We start from the raw sequence: 16769 nt of genomic DNA, 5'->3' as shown, positions 1-16769 counted from the left end.
TCCGGCTTGCGCTTCACAAACAGAGCACCTTTGGATTTCTTCATAGATCAAGGACCTCCTTCACCACAGTTTGCTTTCTGCTGCCGATTTTCTGTCTGCGGTCCTCGCCGGTAATCTGCACCGGAGTACACATTTCCAGCACACGGCTGTAGATGCGGGCATGTGCCACGTCCTCAGGCTGCCGCAGTTCTTCCATCGTCAGATTGGTCGTAATTATCACGGGGAGACCGGCCTTATAGCGTTCGTCAATAACGGCATAGACCTGCTCCAGGGCATATTCGGTATTTCTCTCGATGCCCAGATCATCAATGATGAGAAGCGGATAATGAGAAAAGGAGGCAATGTACTGGTAGCGTTCGTCGCTGTACATGCCTCCCATCTGATTGAGGATCTTGGAAAAATTGGTCATCAGCACCGGAACACTCTGCTCCAGCAGCGCATTGGCAATGCAGGCAGCAATAAAGGATTTTCCTGTACCAACCGAGCCCCAAAGCAAAAGGCCAAGGTTTTCGGCCTTGACCTTCTGCCAGTTCTCTACATATTTCCGTGCCCTCTGAATATCTCTGGTATTCTCTGCTACATCAAAACGCCAGTCGAGAAGATGCTTTTCCTGAATTCCGTTGGCTTTCAGCCGTTGGATCCTTCGCTGAAGCTCTTCAGCCTCCTGACGCTTTTTTTCTTTCTCCAGCCGTTCCTTTTCACACTGACAGATGCAGGGAACAACCGCAGGCTGTCCCAGCATATTGACTCTGCACTGCTTCGGGGTTCGGCAGACGGAGCAGAAAAGAAGTCCGTTCTCACCGATATACTCATTTTCTCCGGGAATAGGTGGTTCCTTTTCCCGAAAGCGTTCCAGCATGGCACCGATTACATGACCGGCACCTCCATTTTCGCTTTTCATAGGCTTTCGCCCTCCTTGTAAACATAGTTAGCCGGACTGTAATGAGCTTTCTTTTGTGCCTTTGGAAGCTGTTCGCGTCTTGACCAGCTGCGGATTGTTGCCAGATGGCTTTTATACGACCGACCGGTGGAGGCCATATATTCGCTGAGCCGTTCAATACGTGACTGCCAGTCAGACGGAAACTCCGTTTTCAGCTTTGAAAGCTCCTCATCCGAAAGAAGGACATTGCAATAGGCTCCGTATTTGTGGCGGATGACCTTTTTTTCTTCGTTATTATTTCTTTCAGTACTTGTTGAATTAGTACTTATTTGTAGCGGGTCTCCCAACGCAGGTTTCTCCAACGTAGGCTTATCCTGAGTAGGATTTTCCGTATCTGGTTTTTCCGACACAGGCTGCGGCAGCTCATAGATCACATAGTCGGCACCGGCGAGAGTTCCGTCCGAATTGCGAGTTCGTTCTCTGCGCAGGTAACCAAGCTCCTCCAGCTCCTGAAGGGTACTCATAATACAATCGCGGCCTTCTTTGCAGACAGCCGCAAGTCCCATGATGCTGTAATCCCAGGTATCGGGGAGACTCAGGCAGAAGCTGAGTAACCCCTTGGCCTTTAAGGAAAGCTGCTTGTCCCGCAGGTGATAATTGCTCATTGTGGTGTAGTTGGCATTTTTCTCAACCCGAAATACTGCCATGGCGAACACCGTTCTTCACAAAAGCCTTCTTTTCAGGCTTCTTGTCAGCGGAGTACTTCTTGCCGGAGCTGTTATCGGGCTTTTCACGGCGATGATTTCTGCCGGTATCCTGCATCATGCGCTCATAGGCCTGCAGACGGCCTTCGGTAAACAATGTCATTTGTGATTTCCTCCTTCCTTAGAGTTCAGGCTGATTCTTCGCCTTGTGGTGTTCGGCCTTCGGGCGATCCCCGATAGACTGCTGTTTTTCCTTCAGGGCATCGAGAACGGAGCCCCTGTCTGCTTCGCGTTCGGCAGCTCTGGCCTCCCAGCTTTCACCCAGCTCGAAGACTCTTGCTTCCGCATCGTAGTGATAAACGCTGTCGGTCAGACGGTCTGCCGGTGCAACCTCACTGGCATTGATGCTGGTGACCATGTCTCTCAGCTCACTGACATTCATGTGGCCATCATCCGGGAGAAACAGCATTTCATGCACGGACGAAGGGAGAATGAAGAAGTTACCGCCCAGCTCCTTGGCTGCGTTATCCATGAAATCGGGATAAAAGGCAGCTGCAGCACCGTGGAAGCCCTCCTCATTGGTGACCACATACATCTGCGGACCAGACATATCCATCGGGAAGTCCTCGACACTCATACCCATCATCTGAGCCATGACCTCGGCCATGGTTCTCATACTGGCAGGCCTTACCACCTCGGAGTTTGCCATGGCATCCGCGTGAAGCTGCTCCTTGGTAACACCCATGCGATTCATCAGATCATTCGTAATCAGAACCGTTGCGGCTCCGTCGGAAAGCTGCTCCAGCTGCATGCGGTAGACCATGGAGATATCCTCCATGTCGGTGTGAGGAACCTTGGCCAGCATTTCTGCATTGACCTTAGTGCCAACCACATCCACGAAAAGCAGATCCTTGGCCGTCTCATAGGAGCTGAGCTCTGCCACATCGAAGCGGGGCATGTTGGAAAGATGCTCCTTTGCCTGATCCACAGCTGCCTGCAGAATGCTGTCGTAGTCTTCGCCGCGCTGCATCCTGTCATAGAGCTGATTGAGATTCAGGTTCATACCGATGTTGGTACCCTCCGGAGTGAGAGTGATAGCCGTATAGGATTCGCCCTGCAGCTTTTCGACCTGGTTCAGCCCTACACCCACGCCGGGAGAGGCATCTTCCAGAGCTGCACGAATGTCCTGTTCGGCCCTTGTGGTGAATTCCTTGAAATCCATCATTGTGTATCCTCCTTGAAAATAAAATTAGCCCATCCACATACTGCCGATCTGGCAGATACATGAATGGGCTATGTAACTAAGGAAGACTTCACTCTACAGAATATTAGGAATTTCGCGATGGATTTTTTGCTGATTCTGCTAATATTCCATCGACTTTTTTAGAAAAACAGGTCTGTCGGTATTTTCGTATCCTTCGGAACAGACGACATTGGAGTCGTAGTCTGTCGAATCGTGTCGATTTATGCAGGCAGCTACACGGAGTCTCTTTTAGAAGAGGGCATTTCAGCCGATTCCCGGAAAATGAGGGAAAATCGCTCAAAATTCAGAATTTAGAAAATCGACCCTCCAAGTTAGCAGGTCCGCTAAAAATCAGGACCCGGTTTAGAAGAGGCTCCGGGAAATAAAAAACGGCAGAGGCTTGACAACGCAAACCACTGCCGACAAAGTCTGGCGTCCCTGACTGGATTCGAACCAGCGGCCTTTCGCTTAGGAGGCGAACGCTCTATCCTACTGAGCTACAGAGACATTTATTCAATTTTTGGCTTATTTCCTGGGTTTTTGGAACTTCAGCCTGTATTAAGAAGGCTCCGAGGAGCGGTTCTTCTAATCAAAAAGAGGTCGATTTTCGACTACTTATTAGCAGCATCCGTGTAATTGACCCTTCCGCCATTGTTAGACGGGAAGCCGGAACTGTCGCGTCCGGAGTCAATTCTCAAGACGAATAGAACTTACAACAGAATTACTGTTTTTCAGCAGACTCGTGCTCGCCCTTTTTCTTAGGAGGCGGACGCTCTATCCTGCTGAGCTACAGAGACGTATTAGATTATTTTTAGCTTGCTGAGATGTTTTCGCAAGCCGATGCATGGCAACAAGAAGAGCCAAGGAAGTCAATCCGGAAGAGACCAGAGAGTACTACCAGGATTCTTACAAGCCAAGTGATATAATAACAGAAAACGCTGAAATATCAAGGTTTTCCGGTACTATCAAAAGAAGAAAAGGCGTGAAGCGCGGCAAGCAATTTCTTAATTGCTGCCGCGCGATCGCCCACCCTCTGGGTGGGCGATCGCGCGCGAATTTTTAAGTGGCAAGGCCGAAAACGCGGCGAAACAAAATCCCAATTGGCGCGTGTTGCACCGCAAAATTTATTAGAAATCAGGCAAAAAAATTGGCCAACGGATTCGAACTCAGAACCCAAAATAAACAATTGATCATACCGCCAATTTTAGAAAAAGTGGGCAAAAATGCCCCAAAATCATGCCCAAAAAGAGGACGATTTTTTAAAAATGGCGGATGATAGCATCCTTCTTAGGAGGCGGACGCTCTATCCAGCTGAGCTACGCAAACGTACTATGTAATTTACAAAGCACTTAATATTAACATATCCATGAGAGACTTTCAATCGCCATCACTTATACAGCTTCACGTGCGCGTACACACGGCCTTTTTTCGTGGTATTTCCGGTGCCGGTGAAGATGAACTTGCCGTGGCCGCGGACAGAGATGCGTTCGTCCGGCTTCAGGATGTAGCTGGTGTCGGTGACGGTGCGGCCGTCGATGAAGACGTTCTCTGCGGTGATCAGCTCCTGCGCTTTCGTGCGGCTCAGGCGGTAGACCATCGCGAGTACGGCGTCGAGGCGCTCCGAGGCGACGGAGCCGGACAGCTCCTCCCACGCGGGTTCGAGGGTGCAGGCGGACGGCGGCACGACCTCGCAACTCACCGAGGTGTGCTTCACGCGGGTGAATTCGCGGGCGATGATGTCGGCCATATCACTGAGCACGAAGATGAAGGCCTCGGCGTCCCCACAGAGGATGTCGCCGATCTGGTCGCGCTCGATGCCCATGTTCATGAGGGCCCCGAGGTAGTCGCGGTGCGTAAGCGCATCCGTGAACTTTCGGTTCAGCGGCGTCACATGGAGGCAACGGATGACATCTCCCTGTGCCGGCTCTTCGGCGAGGAAGCTCTCCTCCGTCATGTAGTCCGGGAGGAACACGACGACGTTCCGGTCGGCATCTGCACGCCCGCCGAAGATAAGGTACGGCGCACCATTCACCGCGTGCACCTTGCTGCTGATGCCCTGCTTCCGGAGAATCGCATGAAACTGCGCGAGCTCGGACGCCGCAAGGAAGCATGTATGCGTGAGATAGTTGCTGTTATAGGCTTTTTCAGAGAGATCGCGGATGCGGCCCTCGAGAAGTGCATTCTGGTCCATAAATCTTTCTCTGTTTTACTGTACGTGAGGCCAATGCTGTCGGCAGGAAGCACATACCTTCGCGGGAAATCGCCGGCTGCGGGCGGGTTCCATGTATCCGGCCGGAAGCATTGGCCCGGGCATGCGCGGGCGAAATCACTGCAGGTAGACTTTGTACCGCTGCAGCAGCTCCTGGTTCATGTCGACCGTCATGTGGATGCCGTCGTCTTCGTAGCTCGTTTTGTGCACGCGGGCGCGCTCCTGGAGGTCGTGCTCGACCTGGCCGGCGGTGTACGGGATGATGAGGTCCATCGTGATGTAGCCGGCGAAGAGCTTCTCTTCGATCTTCTCGAGGAGGAGGTCGAGGCCCAGGCGGCCTGCGGCGGAGATGTAGATCTTATCGCCACGGTCGATCGGGAGCTCCGAGAGCGGGTACTTCCGGTCAGCCTTATTCATGACGTAGATGACCGGGATGGCGCCGGCGCCGAGCTCCTTCAGGGTGCGGGCGGTGACGTCCATGTGCATCTGGTAGTTCGGGTCCGAGCAGTCGACCACCTCGAGGATCAGGTCGGCATTGACTGCCTCCTCGAGCGTCGAGCGGAAGGCGTCGACGAGATCGTGCGGGAGGTCGTTGATGAAGCCGACGGTGTCGGACAGGAGGAAGTCGCGATGGCTGCCCGGAGTGATCTTCCGAACGGTGGTATCGAGGGTCGCGAAGAGCATGTCCTTCACCATGACTTCCTTTTCCTCGTCCGGACAGCAGGCCTCGAGGAGCCGGTTCATGAGCGTCGACTTGCCGGCGTTCGTATAGCCGACGAGCGCGACCTGCGGAATGCCGGAGGCCTGGCGCTTGCGGCGCTGCGTGTCGCGGTTTTTCGTGATCTCTCGAAGCTGCTTTCGGAGCTCTGACATGTCCTTCTCGATGCGGCGACGGTCGAGCTCGATCTGGGTCTCACCGGCACCCTTGTTCGACATCGAGCCGCCGGTGCCGCCTTGTCGGCTCAGGTTCTGACGGAGACCGACGAGACGCGGAAGCATGTACTGCAGCTTCGCGTAGTCGACCTGTAGCTTCGCTTCCTTCGTGCGGGCGCGGTCCGCGAAGATGTTGAGGATCAGGTTTGTACGGTCAATGACTTCGACCTCCAGGTCATGCGCGAGATTCGCAAGTTGTGACGGCGAGAGCTGGTTGTTGACGACCACGAGGTCGGCGTCGAGCTCGAAGACGAGCCCCTTCAGCTCCTGAACCTTGCCGGAGCCGATATAGCAGGCGGCGTCCTGCGAAGCGAGGTTCTGCGTGACCTCTGCCACGACCTCGAGCCCCTCCGCCTCGGCGAGGCCTGCGAGCTCTTCCATGGAGACCTCGAAGCCGTCGCCGCCGAGGCAGACGCCGACCAGGATGGTCTTTCTTCGCTTGATATTCTGATCTGTTTCGAACATGTAAATCACTCCTCTATCTCGGATGAATGTATGTACTGATGCTGTCCCAGGCCTGCTGCGCACACGGCCAGCGGTTGTCACTCCGTCACGAGTGTCCGGCGTGCAGCGTGGGTATGCTGTTTTATGATTTCGTGAACTGACGCGCGACGCCACTCGCCACGAGGAACGCCAGCATTGCCCCGACGAAGGTGGAGGCGATGCGCAGTGCGCAGTCGGAGAAGAAGCCCTCCGGCAGCATGTTGATCATGCGGCTCTCGCGCGGGTCAAACATCCAGTTGCCCTGGCTGAAGAAGATTTCGTGGAAGGCCGTGAAGACCCGCGTGAAGTCGATCATGGCGAGGAACGCGATGACGGCGACGAGCCCGAGGATCAGCAGGCAGGCACGGATAAAGCCTCGACTCAGGTACCCGAGCGCGCCACGCGGACCAGCGACCACGATCAGGAAGCCGGCGATGGCGATGCAGCTGAGGATCGCGAGGGAGCGGACGACGAGGCAGATCACGAAGAGCTGCCGGACATCCGCCATGTGCGATTTCTCGTTTTCGTTGTAGAACTCGGTCGTCCCGCCGTTGATGGTCGTTTCGACGATGAGATTCTCACGGTCGCCCCGCAGGTACACCATCGTCTGGTGCATGACGTCGCAGAGGTCGTCCATCGTCATCTCGTCGCCCATCCAGGCCTGCATATCGTCGAGGACCTGGTAGTGCTCGAACTCATCACGATAGAAGTTCGGCGTCCAGTAGGTGACCGCCTCGAAGCTCGTGACAAAGGTGATGAAGATGAGAAGCACGGCAAACACGATGCCGAGAAAGCCACGTAAATGATGACGCATAAGATGCCTCCGATTGATTTCAGATTTGCTGCCTACTAGTGTAGCATGATTTCGAGAGGGACGACAGCTTCCTTCTATAAATCAATCGCAGATCGAGCGGAGGGCAGCCACTGAAAAAGATCTGTTCAGCCCTGTATGGGGTGAACAGATCTTCTGAAAACAGGATGTTATATATCAGCCCTGTGCGGCAGTGGTCTCTTCCGCAGCCTCTGCAGTGGTTTCGTCCGCTACCGTCGTTTCAGCGGCGGCCTCGGTCGCTGCTGCGCTGGTCTCGGTGGTCTCCACGACCTTCACCTGCGTCTGTACGTAGTCGAGGACAGCCTTGTTCACCGCCTCGTCCTTCACCGCATCGCCGCCGTACTGCTCGATGAGCTGGATCTTGTTGAGCTCCTTGCCGGCGAGGCCGCTGAGCTCTACTGCGAGCTCGTCGATCAGCTGATCGCTGGACTTGATGCCCTGCTCGTTCGCGATGGCCGCAACGACCATTCTCTGCTTCGCATAATCGGTCGCATAGCCGGCGATCTCCGTCTTGAAATCATCAACGCTCATGCCGTACATGTTCAGCATATCCGCGAGGCTGTAGCCGTACTGCTTCGCGGACGATACCTCCTGCGAAATCACATAGTCCTCTGCGTACGTCTGCATCGCATCCGAGACGGTGATCTCCGAGGTATCCACGATCTGCTGCAGCGCATCCTGCTGGATCGTGTTGTTGTACTGATAGTCGACCTGCGCCTGAAGAAGCGCCTGCTGCTCTACGCGGAAGGAAGCCACATCGGATGCCTTGGAACCCATGTCCTCCGCATGCTCCTTCACCCACTGATCGGTGAGCTCTGGCATGGTGGAAACCTTATTCACCGTGACGTCAAACACCGCCGGCTTGCCAGCGAGGTCCGGATTGTTCGGATAGGACTCCGGGAAGGTCACATTGACCTCGAGCTTCTCGCCCTTCTTCGCGCCGATCAGCTGGTCCTCGAAACCATCGATGAAGCTGCCGGAGCCGAGTACGAGATCGTAGCCGGTGCCTGAACCACCATCAAATGCCTCGCCGTTCATTTTTCCGACGAAGTCAATGTTTACAGTATCGCCTTCCTTCGCTGCGTCCTCGGTCTCCGTGAGGTAGTTCTTGCGAAGGTAGTCGATCTGGGAATTCACCATGTCCTCATCGACGGTCAGCTTCGGGCTGGTCTCGACGGTGATGCTCGAGAGGTCGCAGAGCTTCACGGTACCCATGTCACTGAACTTCGGAAGCTCCGGTACCTCGGTCGCCTCGAGGGCCTGGATCTCCGGATCATCCGCGCTGAGCTGAGAAGCGGTCGCGGTATCGGATGCACTTGCGTCCGTTGCATCGGCTGCAGCGGCGGTGGTCGCCTCCGGGGTCTTGTTCGATGAGCCGCACGCCGCGAGCGCCATCACACTTACCGCCACAGCGGCAGTCAGAATCAGTCTGTTCTTCTTCATAATTTTCTCCTCAGTTCTAGATTTTATTACATAAGCATTCAGTGCGGGTCCCCGGCTTAGATTGAACCGGTCCCGGAGTACTGTGCCTCCGTAGCCGGCCCGCCGGGGACCTGGTATGCGCTGTCATTGAATTACTTATTAAACGCCTTAAACGCCTTATAGGTGTAGTACACGTCGAGCTTCGAGGTGATCTCGAACGGTGCGTGCATCGCGAGTACCGGCACACCGAGGTCCACGGTATCGACGTCCATGTTGGCGATGAACATCGCCACGGTTCCGCCACCGCCGAGGTCCACACGGCCGAGCTCGCCGATCTGCCACATCACATTCTCATCATCCATGTATTTGATGACGCGCTGCATGGTCTCCGCAGACGCATCGTTGGAGCCGGACTTGCCACGGGAGCCGGTGTACTTCGTGAGGACCGGTCCACGGTTCATGTAGGAAGCATTGTTCGCCTCGAACGCATCTGGGAAGGTCGGATCGAAGGCAGCATTGACATCTGCCGACAGACACAGCGATGCACGCAGCACATCGCGCACGCGCTCACCCTCAGCCTCTGCGAGGTCCTCCATATAGTGAAGCAGCATATCGCCGGACATACCGGTGTTTCCGACCGAACCGATCTCCTCCTTATCGACGAGGGCGGTCACGGTGGTGTACTCCGGCTTCTTCGTTTCGAGCTCAGCCATCAGTGCGGTGTACGCACAGACCTTGTCATCCTGGCCATAGGCACCGACCATGGAGCGGTCGAAGCCGATATCGACGGCATGCTGTGCCGGTACCATCGTGAGCTCGGCACGCAGGAAGTCCGCCTCGGTGATGCCATACATCTCGTGGAGGATCGACAGCACCTTCAGCTTGAACGCCTGCTTCACTTCCGGATCAGCGATCGGTGTCGAGCCGAGCAGCACATTCAGCTCCTCGCCCTTGATGCCATCCGCGAGGGTGCGCTTCACCTGCTCCTGCGCGAGGTGCGGCAGAAGGTCGGATACGACGAAGACCGGATCCCCCGGCTTCTCACCGAGATCGAGGTCGATGGCACGACCGTCACGCAGCATCACACGACCGTGCAGTGCGAGCGGGGTCACCGCCCACTGATACTTCTTGATGCCACCATAGTAGTGCGTCTTGAAGAACGCAAGCTCTTCCTTCTCATAGAGTGGATTCGGCTTCAGGTCGAGACGCGGGCTGTCGATGTGGGCGATGTTGAAGTGCACACCCTCATCGAGCGGACGCTTACCGATGGTGGTCAGGATGATGCTCTTGCCACGGTTATCTAAATATACCTTGTCACCGGTCTTATACTTCTTCGAACGCTCGAATGGCTTGTAGCCGTTCTCCTCTGCCATCCGGATCGTCTCACGTACGGCCTCACGCTCGATCTTCGCATGATCGAGGAACTCCTTGTAGCCCTCGCAGAACGCCATGGCCTTCTCCACGTCCTCCGGACGCTCCATGCCGATGTTCTGAATCTTATAACAGAGCTTTTCCTCAAGCTTCTGTCCTTCTGTCTTCGCCATAATATATCCTCCTTTAAAGCAGCCTCCTCATTTTATCGGCTGTCTGTGTTATTTCTGTGAAATCAGTTCACGCTGCCCATATCCGTGAGCGGCCAGTACTTGAAGTATACCTTCGCCACCATCTTGTCGCGGGAGACCATGTTGTACTCACCCCAGTAGCGGGCATCGAGTGAGTTGTTCCGGTTATCCCCGAGCATGTAGTAGCTGCCCTCCGGCACCGTCACATCCACCGCCGGGAACTGCTGCCCGTCGACGATCATCGGCTCCGGCAGATAGGTCTCCGTGATGGCCTCACCGTTCACATAGACCGTACCGATCGGCACCTCTACGCTTGAGCCGTCTGCGTTCTTCCCGATCCTGATGTTGTGGAACTCGGACGCATCCGCGGTCCCGGTCTGCCGGATCTCGATGTGATCCCCTGGCATACCGATGACACGCTTCACATAGTATACGACGGAGTTCTTCTTATCCTCGCGCCCACAGTTCGGGCATACACCCTCGTCTGTCTCCCGGTAGCTCTGCCCGCAGCCCTTGCACTTGTACCCATAGACGAAGATGGCAATGTCTCCACGTTCCACCTCCCCGAAGGTATACTTCAGCCTGGAGCCGAAGACGCGCGCCCCGGCCATGATCGTGTCCTGCATGGAGCCCGTCGGGATGGTCGAGTTCGCGATGATGAAGTTGTTGAGACAGAACGCCAGCACCGCCGCCACCGCGATGACCTTCACCCAGTCGATGATCTCTCCGAGCAGCGTCGTCGGCTGCTCTCCGTCATCGGACTTCTTTGGTCTCCGCTTCTTTCCACCAGCTGTCCGAACACGTGGGGATGCTCCATCTGCCTGTCCGGAATCGCTGCTCACCTGGGCTGCACCCTGATCGCCGGCATTGTCCCCGGACACCGATGTGGAATTCTCAGCCTTCCCCTCGTCGGAAGCAGACACGTTATCCACATGATGCCCATCGCTGTCCACGACATCGAAAAATTTATTGTCCATACTTTTTTCTCCTGTTCTACTATGTCTGTACTTACATTTACTACGTTTTTCCAGACCCTACTATTCTAACAGATAGCTCGAAAAAGTATAGATTCCACACTTGTCCTTCATCTTTTTTTAAGACTAGCGTTACAGTTCAGGCAGGAGCCCCGGAGTACTGTGCCTCCGTTGCTGCCCCTCCGGGGCTCCTGTCCAGACTATAACCAGACTATAAAAAGAGGGCAGCCGGAGCCTGCGCCCTGACTGCCCTGTATGAATGGTAAAGATTGATATTAAAGCTGAGGACCAGCTGCAACGAGTGCCTTACCAGCCTCGTTACCCTCGTACTTGACGAAGTTCTTCTGGAATCTCTGTGCGAGATCCTTTGCCTTCTCCTCCCACTCAGATGCATTTGCATAGGTGTCGCGAGGATCGAGGATTGCTGGATCTACGCCTGGAAGCTCGGTCGGAACCTCGAAATCGAAGAACGGGATCTTCTTGGTCGGAGCCTTGGCAACATCGCCATTCTGGATAGCGGTGATGATTCCACGAGTATCCTTGATGGAGATTCTCTTGCCGGTGCCGTTCCAACCGGTGTTTACGAGGTAAGCCTTTGCGCCGGACTTCTCCATTCTCTTTACGAGCTCCTCAGCATACTTTGTAGGATGAAGCTCGAGGAATGCCTGACCGAAGCAAGCAGAGAAGGTCGGTGTCGGCTCCGTGATACCACGCTCTGTACCAGCAAGCTTTGCTGTGAATCCGCTCAGGAAGTAGTACTTGGTCTGCTCCGGAGTAAGGATGGATACTGGTGGCAGTACGCCGAATGCATCTGCAGAAAGGAAGATTACGTTCTCTGCTGCAGGACCGTGAGAGATCGGCTTAACGATCTTCTCGATGTGGTCGATCGGGTAAGATACACGAGTGTTCTCGGTTACGGACTTGTCGTTGAAGTCAAGCTTGCCCGTCTTCTCATCTACGGTTACGTTCTCGAGAAGAGCGTCTCTTCTGATCGCGCCATAGATATCCGGCTCTGCGTCCTTATCAAGGTTGATAACCTTTGCGTAGCAGCCGCCCTCGAAGTTGAATACGCCGTTGTCATCCCAGCCGTGCTCGTCATCACCGATGAGGAGTCTGGTAGGATCGGTGGAAAGGGTGGTCTTACCTGTTCCGGACAGACCGAAGAATACGCAGGTGTGCTCGCCGTTGAAATCGGTGTTTGCAGAGCAGTGCATGGAAGCGATGCCCTTCAGCGGGAGGTAGTAGTTCATCATAGAGAACATACCCTTCTTCATCTCTCCGCCGTACCAGGTGTTTACGATAACCTGCTCGTGGCTGGTGATGTTGAAGACAACCGCAGTCTCGCTGTGGAGACCGAGCTCCTTCCAGTTCTCAACCTTCGCCTTGGATGCGTTGTAAACAACGAAATCCGGCTCGAAGTTTGCCTCTTCCTCAGCGGTCGGACGGATGAACATGTTCTTTACGAAGTGAGCCTGCCAAGCAACCTCCATGATGAAACGAACAGCCATACGAGTGTCCTTGTTGGCACCGCAGAAGCCATCGATGACATAAAGCTTCTTGTTGGAAAGCTCCTTCTGAGCGATCTCCTTCACAGCGGCCCATGCTTCCTTGGAAGCCGGATGGTTATCATTCTTATACTCGTCAGAAGTCCACCATACCGTGTCCTTGGAGTTCTCATCCATGACGATGAACTTATCCTTAGGAGAACGACCGGTGTACACACCAGTGAATACATCTACAGCGCCGAGCTCGGTCTCGAAGCCCTTCTCATAGCCTGTAAGACCTTCCTTGGTCTCCTCTGCGAACAGCTCCTCGTATGATGGATTGTATACGATTTCTGTTGTGTCAGTAATGCCATACTTCGTTAAATCAATCTTTGCCATTCTGTTTAACCTCTTTCTCTTCTCTGGTTACCAGTCAGCGGAATCCCTTGGGGATCTTCCGAACGCTTCTGACCTCTCTCTGATATTTTCAGAAAGCATCGGACGCTGCCGAAAGCGGTGGATTCCTCTATCCTCGAGCAAAAAAGCGCTTACATTTTTCGCTCGTTAATTATTATACACGATATTGTTTCTTTGTCGATACAATTAATTTAATTTTTAACAAAGTTTTACTTAATATCCATGAGAGGGCCATCCGCCAGGACGGAGCGGCGCATGGATGCCCCCGGGCGGCGCATAAAAACAGAGGCACCCGCAGGCGCCTCCTTAGTAAGATCTGTTATTTCTTCACCGGGTTCGAAACCTTCACCATGTGGTCGTACCACTTTCCCTTCTTACCGACGAGGGCGAGCGGGAATTCTTTGTCGAGGGCCGGGACCGGAATGTCGAAGCCGTTTACGACTTCTTCCGTGCCGTCCGAGTACTTCACGGTATCCTTCGTCGGCTGGAGAAGCGCCGCGCCGTCCTTCTTCGCATCCTCCGCGCTTCCCGGGAAGAGGTTCAGGATGTTCTCGGAAGCGAGGCTTACATGGATCGTCATCACTCCGTCCTTCACGGTGAGTACGCCCTTTCCGTCCTCGGCTTCGTTCACGCGGAACATGCTGCTGTCCGTGGTGAAGTCTGCCGCGTAGGTACCATCCTCGAGGGCGTCTGCATTGGCCTCAGAGGTACTGCCGGAAGACGTCGTACCGGTCGGTGCACCGATCACGGCTGCCGTGTGCTCGACGTAGATCTTCTCGATAGCCGGGATGCCGCCGAGACCGCCGATCTGGCAGGTCACCGTATCGAAGGCGCCGGATGCGAGGAACTGGCTCTTCCAGGAGTCGTCATCGTCACCGGCCATGTCGTTGTTTGCGTGGTCACCGGCTACGACCATGAGCGGACGAAGCACGACCTTTTTATAACCCGCTTCCTTGATGCGCTCGATCACGGCTTCGCAGGCGGTCTCTGCCGGCTTTCCTTCGACAGTGCCGATGTAGACGTTCCCATACGCAAGCTCCTCCATCTGGGTCTGCATCTGCGTGTAGGTTACAGCGGCTGCGTGGCTCGTACCGTGGCCCATGAAAACGAAGGCGGTGCTGTCCTTCGCTGCATCCTCGAGGCTCTCATAACCGGCGGCCTTCACTGCCTCGGCAGTCAGCGCCTCGGCGACGGCCTTCTTGTCGGCGTTGGTCGTGGAGCCATCCTGTCCGACCTCCCCGAGCAGCGGCTCGGCGATCTCGATGGTCTCGATCTTATCCTTATAGGATTCGGCGGTCGCACAGAGCTCGTCGTACTCCGCGCCGTGCATGAGGTGCGTCGGCTGGATCACGAGATGCTTGACGCCGTTGTCGACCGCACGCTGCAGCGCCTGGTCCATGTTGTCGATCTTCTCGCCATCACGCGCCTGGACGTGATTGATGATAATCTGCGCGGTGAAGGCACGACGAACCGACCAGTCCGGATACGCCGCCTGCAGCGTCTTCTCGATGCCGCCGATGTCCTGCGCACGGCTGTCGTTGAAGGAGGTACCGAAGCTCACGACGAGAAGCTCCTTCTCGCCGATACCGTCCTCGTTCAGCGGATCGTCCTTGCTGGCATCCCCGGTGTCGCGGCCGAAATAATCCGGATCGGCCTCCTCACCCTCGACGAGCGCCTTCTGCACATCTGTCAGCTGGTCCCAGGCTTCCTTCGCCTCCGCGCACTGCGCATCGGTATCCTCGGTCCGCTCCTGTACATAGATCGCATCGATCAGCGCCGCCACATGATCTGCCGCTGCCTGATCCGCCTCCGCACTGTCCTCCGTCGCCGCCTCGGTTGTGGCCGCCACGGTCGTGGCCGCTGCCGTCGTCTCCGCCGGCTTCGACTGACCACAGGCCGACAGCGACGCCGCCATCAGTAACATCAGCATCGTATACTTCGATTTTCTCATATGGTTTCTCCTCCTGTTGTTATTCACTTATATTCTGTTTTATGTATCTTTTACCATTTTGATAAGGAAACGCTAACAGCATACCACAGATATTCTCTTTTCTGCTATACTATACGAAATTGTTTGAGCAGAAAGGAGGCCCGATGGACCGCACGATCTTTCATATCGATGTCAACTCCGCGTTTCTCAGCTGGTCCGCGGTGAAGCGCCTCCGCGAGGATCCGACGGCGATCGACCTCCGCACGATCCCGTCCGCGGTCGGCGGCGACGTAAAAACCCGCCACGGCATCATCACGGCGCGCTCCCTCCCGGCAAAGCGTTACGGCATCCGGACGGCGATGCCCGTGGTGAAGGCCCTCGAGCTCTGCCCCTCCCTTGTCCTCGTGCCCTCTGACTTCGAGACCTACCGCGCGTACTCCGCGGCCTTCATCGAGATTCTGCACAAGTATGCCCCGGTCGTCGAGCAGCTCTCCATCGATGAAGCCTTCCTCGACATGACCGGCACCGAGCAGTCAATCCGAAGCGCCATCTTCGAGCAGATCGTCGCTGGGACACTGACGGGCGAGAAGGCCACCCGGCTCCGGTCGCTTGCATTCCCCATGAATGCCGCGGTGCTCCTGAAGGACGAGATCCGCGATACCCTCGACTTCACGGTCAATGTCGGTATCTCGAGCAACACGCTCCTCGCGAAGATGGCCTCCGACCTCGAGAAGCCGGATAAGATCCACACGCTCTACCCGTCCGAGATTGAGACGAAGATGTGGCCGCTTCCGATCGGTGACCTCTACGGCTGTGGCAGTAAGACGGCAGAAAAGCTCCGGCGCATCGGCATCCATACGATCGGCGACGCCGCCCGCCTCGACCCGACGATTCTCACCGGTCTTCTGGGCACCAATGCAGGCAGCTATATTCATGCGGCCGCCCATGGCATCTCGACGCGCGCCGTATCTTCCGTGCAGGAGGAGGCGAAAAGCATCTCGAACGAGATCACGACGACGGTGGATATCGATGAGGATAATCTCGAGACCGAGGGCATGGAGATCATGCGGGCACTCGCGGTGAAGGTCGCGGGGCGGCTCCGGAAGCATGATTTCTACGCCGGCACGGTCGGCTTCTCCGCGAAGACCGATGATTTCAAGCGGCGCTCGGTACAGCAGAAGCTGCCGGACCCGACGCAGGATCCGGAGAAGATCCTCTCGGTCGCCGTCGTCCTCATGCATCAGCTGCTCGATGCGCCGGACGGCCTCTTCGGGCAGGGACGGAAGGTTCGCCTGATGGCGATCTTCACCGCGAACCTCGACCATGGCGATTTCCGTCAGATGACGCTCGAGGAGCTCACAGAGAACCGCGCAGAGATCGAGGCAGAGATCCGTGACACGCGCCGGAAGGCCGAGAAGGAACGGAAGCTGCAGGCCCTGTCGAAGACCCTGCAGGAGCGCTTCGGCGCTGGCACCGTGCAGCGCGGGATGAAGCTCGAACCGACGACATCAGCCCATGAAACGTAACAGTTCAGGCAGGGCGACCCGGAGGGACGGCAACGGAGGCCATACGTAGAGACCGTGTGAAATCAAGCCGGGTCCCCTTAGCGGCACTTGGTACTTTTTTCCTTAGCACCCTCTGCAATCACTGAGTTTTCATGAAGAAAACTCAGTGATTGCAGAGGGCCTAGTGCCGC

13 protein-coding genes, 1 tRNA gene and 1 pseudogene are annotated in these 16769 nt (G+C 55.7%); 2 read left to right on the top strand and 13 right to left on the bottom strand.

Features of this window, described 5'->3' with window-relative positions; all coding sequences use genetic code 11:
• Positions 1-40: 40 nt before the first annotated feature.
• The 5 genes from ACTNC3_RS08245 to ACTNC3_RS08225 all read right to left on the bottom strand — a co-directional run bounded on the left by ACTNC3_RS08245 (position 41) and on the right by ACTNC3_RS08225 (position 3334).
• Positions 41-859: an ATP-binding protein gene (locus ACTNC3_RS08245; RefSeq protein WP_441227119.1), complete on the bottom strand. Its 819-nt coding sequence runs from the start codon at positions 857-859 to the stop codon at positions 41-43.
• A gap of 38 nt (positions 860-897) precedes the next feature.
• A complete protein-coding gene (locus ACTNC3_RS08240; RefSeq protein ID WP_441227105.1) occupies positions 898-1587 on the bottom strand; it encodes a helix-turn-helix domain-containing protein in 690 nt (229 codons plus the stop codon).
• A complete protein-coding gene (locus ACTNC3_RS08235) occupies positions 1568-1747 on the bottom strand; it encodes a hypothetical protein (protein ID WP_441227104.1) in 180 nt (59 codons plus the stop codon). The genes ACTNC3_RS08240 and ACTNC3_RS08235 overlap by 20 nt, the downstream gene beginning before the upstream one ends.
• Before the next feature lie 18 nt (positions 1748-1765).
• On the bottom strand, positions 1766-2809 hold the full coding sequence (locus tag ACTNC3_RS08230; protein WP_441227103.1) for a DUF5688 family protein: 1044 nt from the start codon (positions 2807-2809) through the stop codon (positions 1766-1768).
• Positions 2810-3257: 448 nt separating this feature from the next.
• A tRNA-Arg gene (locus tag ACTNC3_RS08225) sits at positions 3258-3334 on the bottom strand.
• A 337-nt stretch (positions 3335-3671) separates the two neighbouring features.
• On the opposite strand from ACTNC3_RS08225, the gene ACTNC3_RS08220 reads away from it, so the two are divergent.
• The gene (locus ACTNC3_RS08220; RefSeq protein ID WP_441227102.1) at positions 3672-3890 is read left to right on the top strand and encodes a hypothetical protein; all 219 of its coding nucleotides are present in this window, start codon (positions 3672-3674) and stop codon (positions 3888-3890) included.
• A gap of 324 nt (positions 3891-4214) precedes the next feature.
• On the opposite strand, the gene ACTNC3_RS08215 is transcribed toward ACTNC3_RS08220, so the two are convergent.
• The 8 genes and pseudogenes from ACTNC3_RS08215 to ACTNC3_RS08180 all read right to left on the bottom strand — a co-directional run.
• Positions 4215-5018, bottom strand: coding sequence for a YlmH/Sll1252 family protein (locus ACTNC3_RS08215; RefSeq protein ID WP_441227101.1), 804 nt, complete (start codon positions 5016-5018; stop codon positions 4215-4217).
• 135 nt (positions 5019-5153) lie between these two features.
• Positions 5154-6434 (bottom strand): GTPase HflX, encoded by a 1281-nt coding sequence (gene hflX / locus ACTNC3_RS08210; protein WP_441227100.1) that lies wholly within the window; start codon positions 6432-6434, stop codon positions 5154-5156.
• A 121-nt stretch (positions 6435-6555) separates the two neighbouring features.
• Positions 6556-7266, bottom strand: a complete 711-nt coding sequence (locus ACTNC3_RS08205; protein WP_410043686.1) for a TIGR01906 family membrane protein — start codon at positions 7264-7266, stop codon at positions 6556-6558.
• A 174-nt stretch (positions 7267-7440) separates the two neighbouring features.
• Positions 7441-8727, bottom strand: a complete 1287-nt coding sequence (gene tig, locus ACTNC3_RS08200) for a trigger factor (RefSeq protein ID WP_441227099.1) — start codon at positions 8725-8727, stop codon at positions 7441-7443.
• Between the two features lie 131 nt (positions 8728-8858).
• Positions 8859-10250 carry an aminopeptidase gene (locus ACTNC3_RS08195; protein WP_441227098.1) on the bottom strand — a complete coding sequence of 464 codons (1392 nt, stop codon included), beginning with the start codon at positions 10248-10250 and terminating at the stop codon, positions 8859-8861.
• A 62-nt stretch (positions 10251-10312) separates the two neighbouring features.
• Positions 10313-11245: a signal peptidase I gene (gene lepB / locus ACTNC3_RS08190; protein ID WP_410043689.1), complete on the bottom strand. Its 933-nt coding sequence runs from the start codon at positions 11243-11245 to the stop codon at positions 10313-10315.
• Between the two features lie 272 nt (positions 11246-11517).
• Positions 11518-13125 carry a phosphoenolpyruvate carboxykinase (ATP) gene (gene pckA / locus ACTNC3_RS08185; RefSeq protein WP_410043690.1) on the bottom strand — a complete coding sequence of 536 codons (1608 nt, stop codon included), beginning with the start codon at positions 13123-13125 and terminating at the stop codon, positions 11518-11520.
• 754 nt (positions 13126-13879) lie between these two features.
• Positions 13880-15073 (bottom strand): annotated as a pseudogene (locus ACTNC3_RS08180) (sirohydrochlorin cobaltochelatase); the annotation flags it as partial.
• 164 nt (positions 15074-15237) lie between these two features.
• On the opposite strand from ACTNC3_RS08180, the gene ACTNC3_RS08175 reads away from it, so the two are divergent.
• Positions 15238-16599, top strand: coding sequence for a DNA polymerase Y family protein (locus ACTNC3_RS08175; RefSeq protein ID WP_441227097.1), 1362 nt, complete (start codon positions 15238-15240; stop codon positions 16597-16599).
• The last annotated feature ends 170 nt before the right edge of the window (positions 16600-16769 follow it).

This window comes from Oribacterium sp. HCP3S3_B9 (assembly GCF_052064255.1).
Lineage (GTDB): Bacteria > Bacillota > Clostridia > Lachnospirales > Lachnospiraceae > Oribacterium.
This window is presented reverse-complemented; position numbering and strand designations above follow the sequence as displayed.

Bases quoted from the DNA above. Each gene is read 5' to 3' on its own strand.
- ACTNC3_RS08245 (WP_441227119.1), bottom strand. From the start codon at position 859: ATGCTGGAACGCTTTCGGGAAAAGGAACCACCTATTCCCGGAGAAAAT.
- ACTNC3_RS08240 (WP_441227105.1), bottom strand. From the start codon at position 1,587: ATGGCAGTATTTCGGGTTGAGAAAAATGCCAACTACACCACAATGAGC.
- ACTNC3_RS08235 (WP_441227104.1), bottom strand. From the start codon at position 1,747: ATGACATTGTTTACCGAAGGCCGTCTGCAGGCCTATGAGCGCATGATG.
- ACTNC3_RS08230 (WP_441227103.1), bottom strand. From the start codon at position 2,809: ATGATGGATTTCAAGGAATTCACCACAAGGGCCGAACAGGACATTCGT.
- ACTNC3_RS08220 (WP_441227102.1), top strand. From the start codon at position 3,672: ATGGCAACAAGAAGAGCCAAGGAAGTCAATCCGGAAGAGACCAGAGAG.
- ACTNC3_RS08215 (WP_441227101.1), bottom strand. From the start codon at position 5,018: ATGGACCAGAATGCACTTCTCGAGGGCCGCATCCGCGATCTCTCTGAA.
- hflX (WP_441227100.1), bottom strand. From the start codon at position 6,434: ATGTTCGAAACAGATCAGAATATCAAGCGAAGAAAGACCATCCTGGTC.
- ACTNC3_RS08205 (WP_410043686.1), bottom strand. From the start codon at position 7,266: ATGCGTCATCATTTACGTGGCTTTCTCGGCATCGTGTTTGCCGTGCTT.
- tig (WP_441227099.1), bottom strand. From the start codon at position 8,727: ATGAAGAAGAACAGACTGATTCTGACTGCCGCTGTGGCGGTAAGTGTG.
- ACTNC3_RS08195 (WP_441227098.1), bottom strand. From the start codon at position 10,250: ATGGCGAAGACAGAAGGACAGAAGCTTGAGGAAAAGCTCTGTTATAAG.
- lepB (WP_410043689.1), bottom strand. From the start codon at position 11,245: ATGGACAATAAATTTTTCGATGTCGTGGACAGCGATGGGCATCATGTG.
- pckA (WP_410043690.1), bottom strand. From the start codon at position 13,125: ATGGCAAAGATTGATTTAACGAAGTATGGCATTACTGACACAACAGAA.
- ACTNC3_RS08175 (WP_441227097.1), top strand. From the start codon at position 15,238: ATGGACCGCACGATCTTTCATATCGATGTCAACTCCGCGTTTCTCAGC.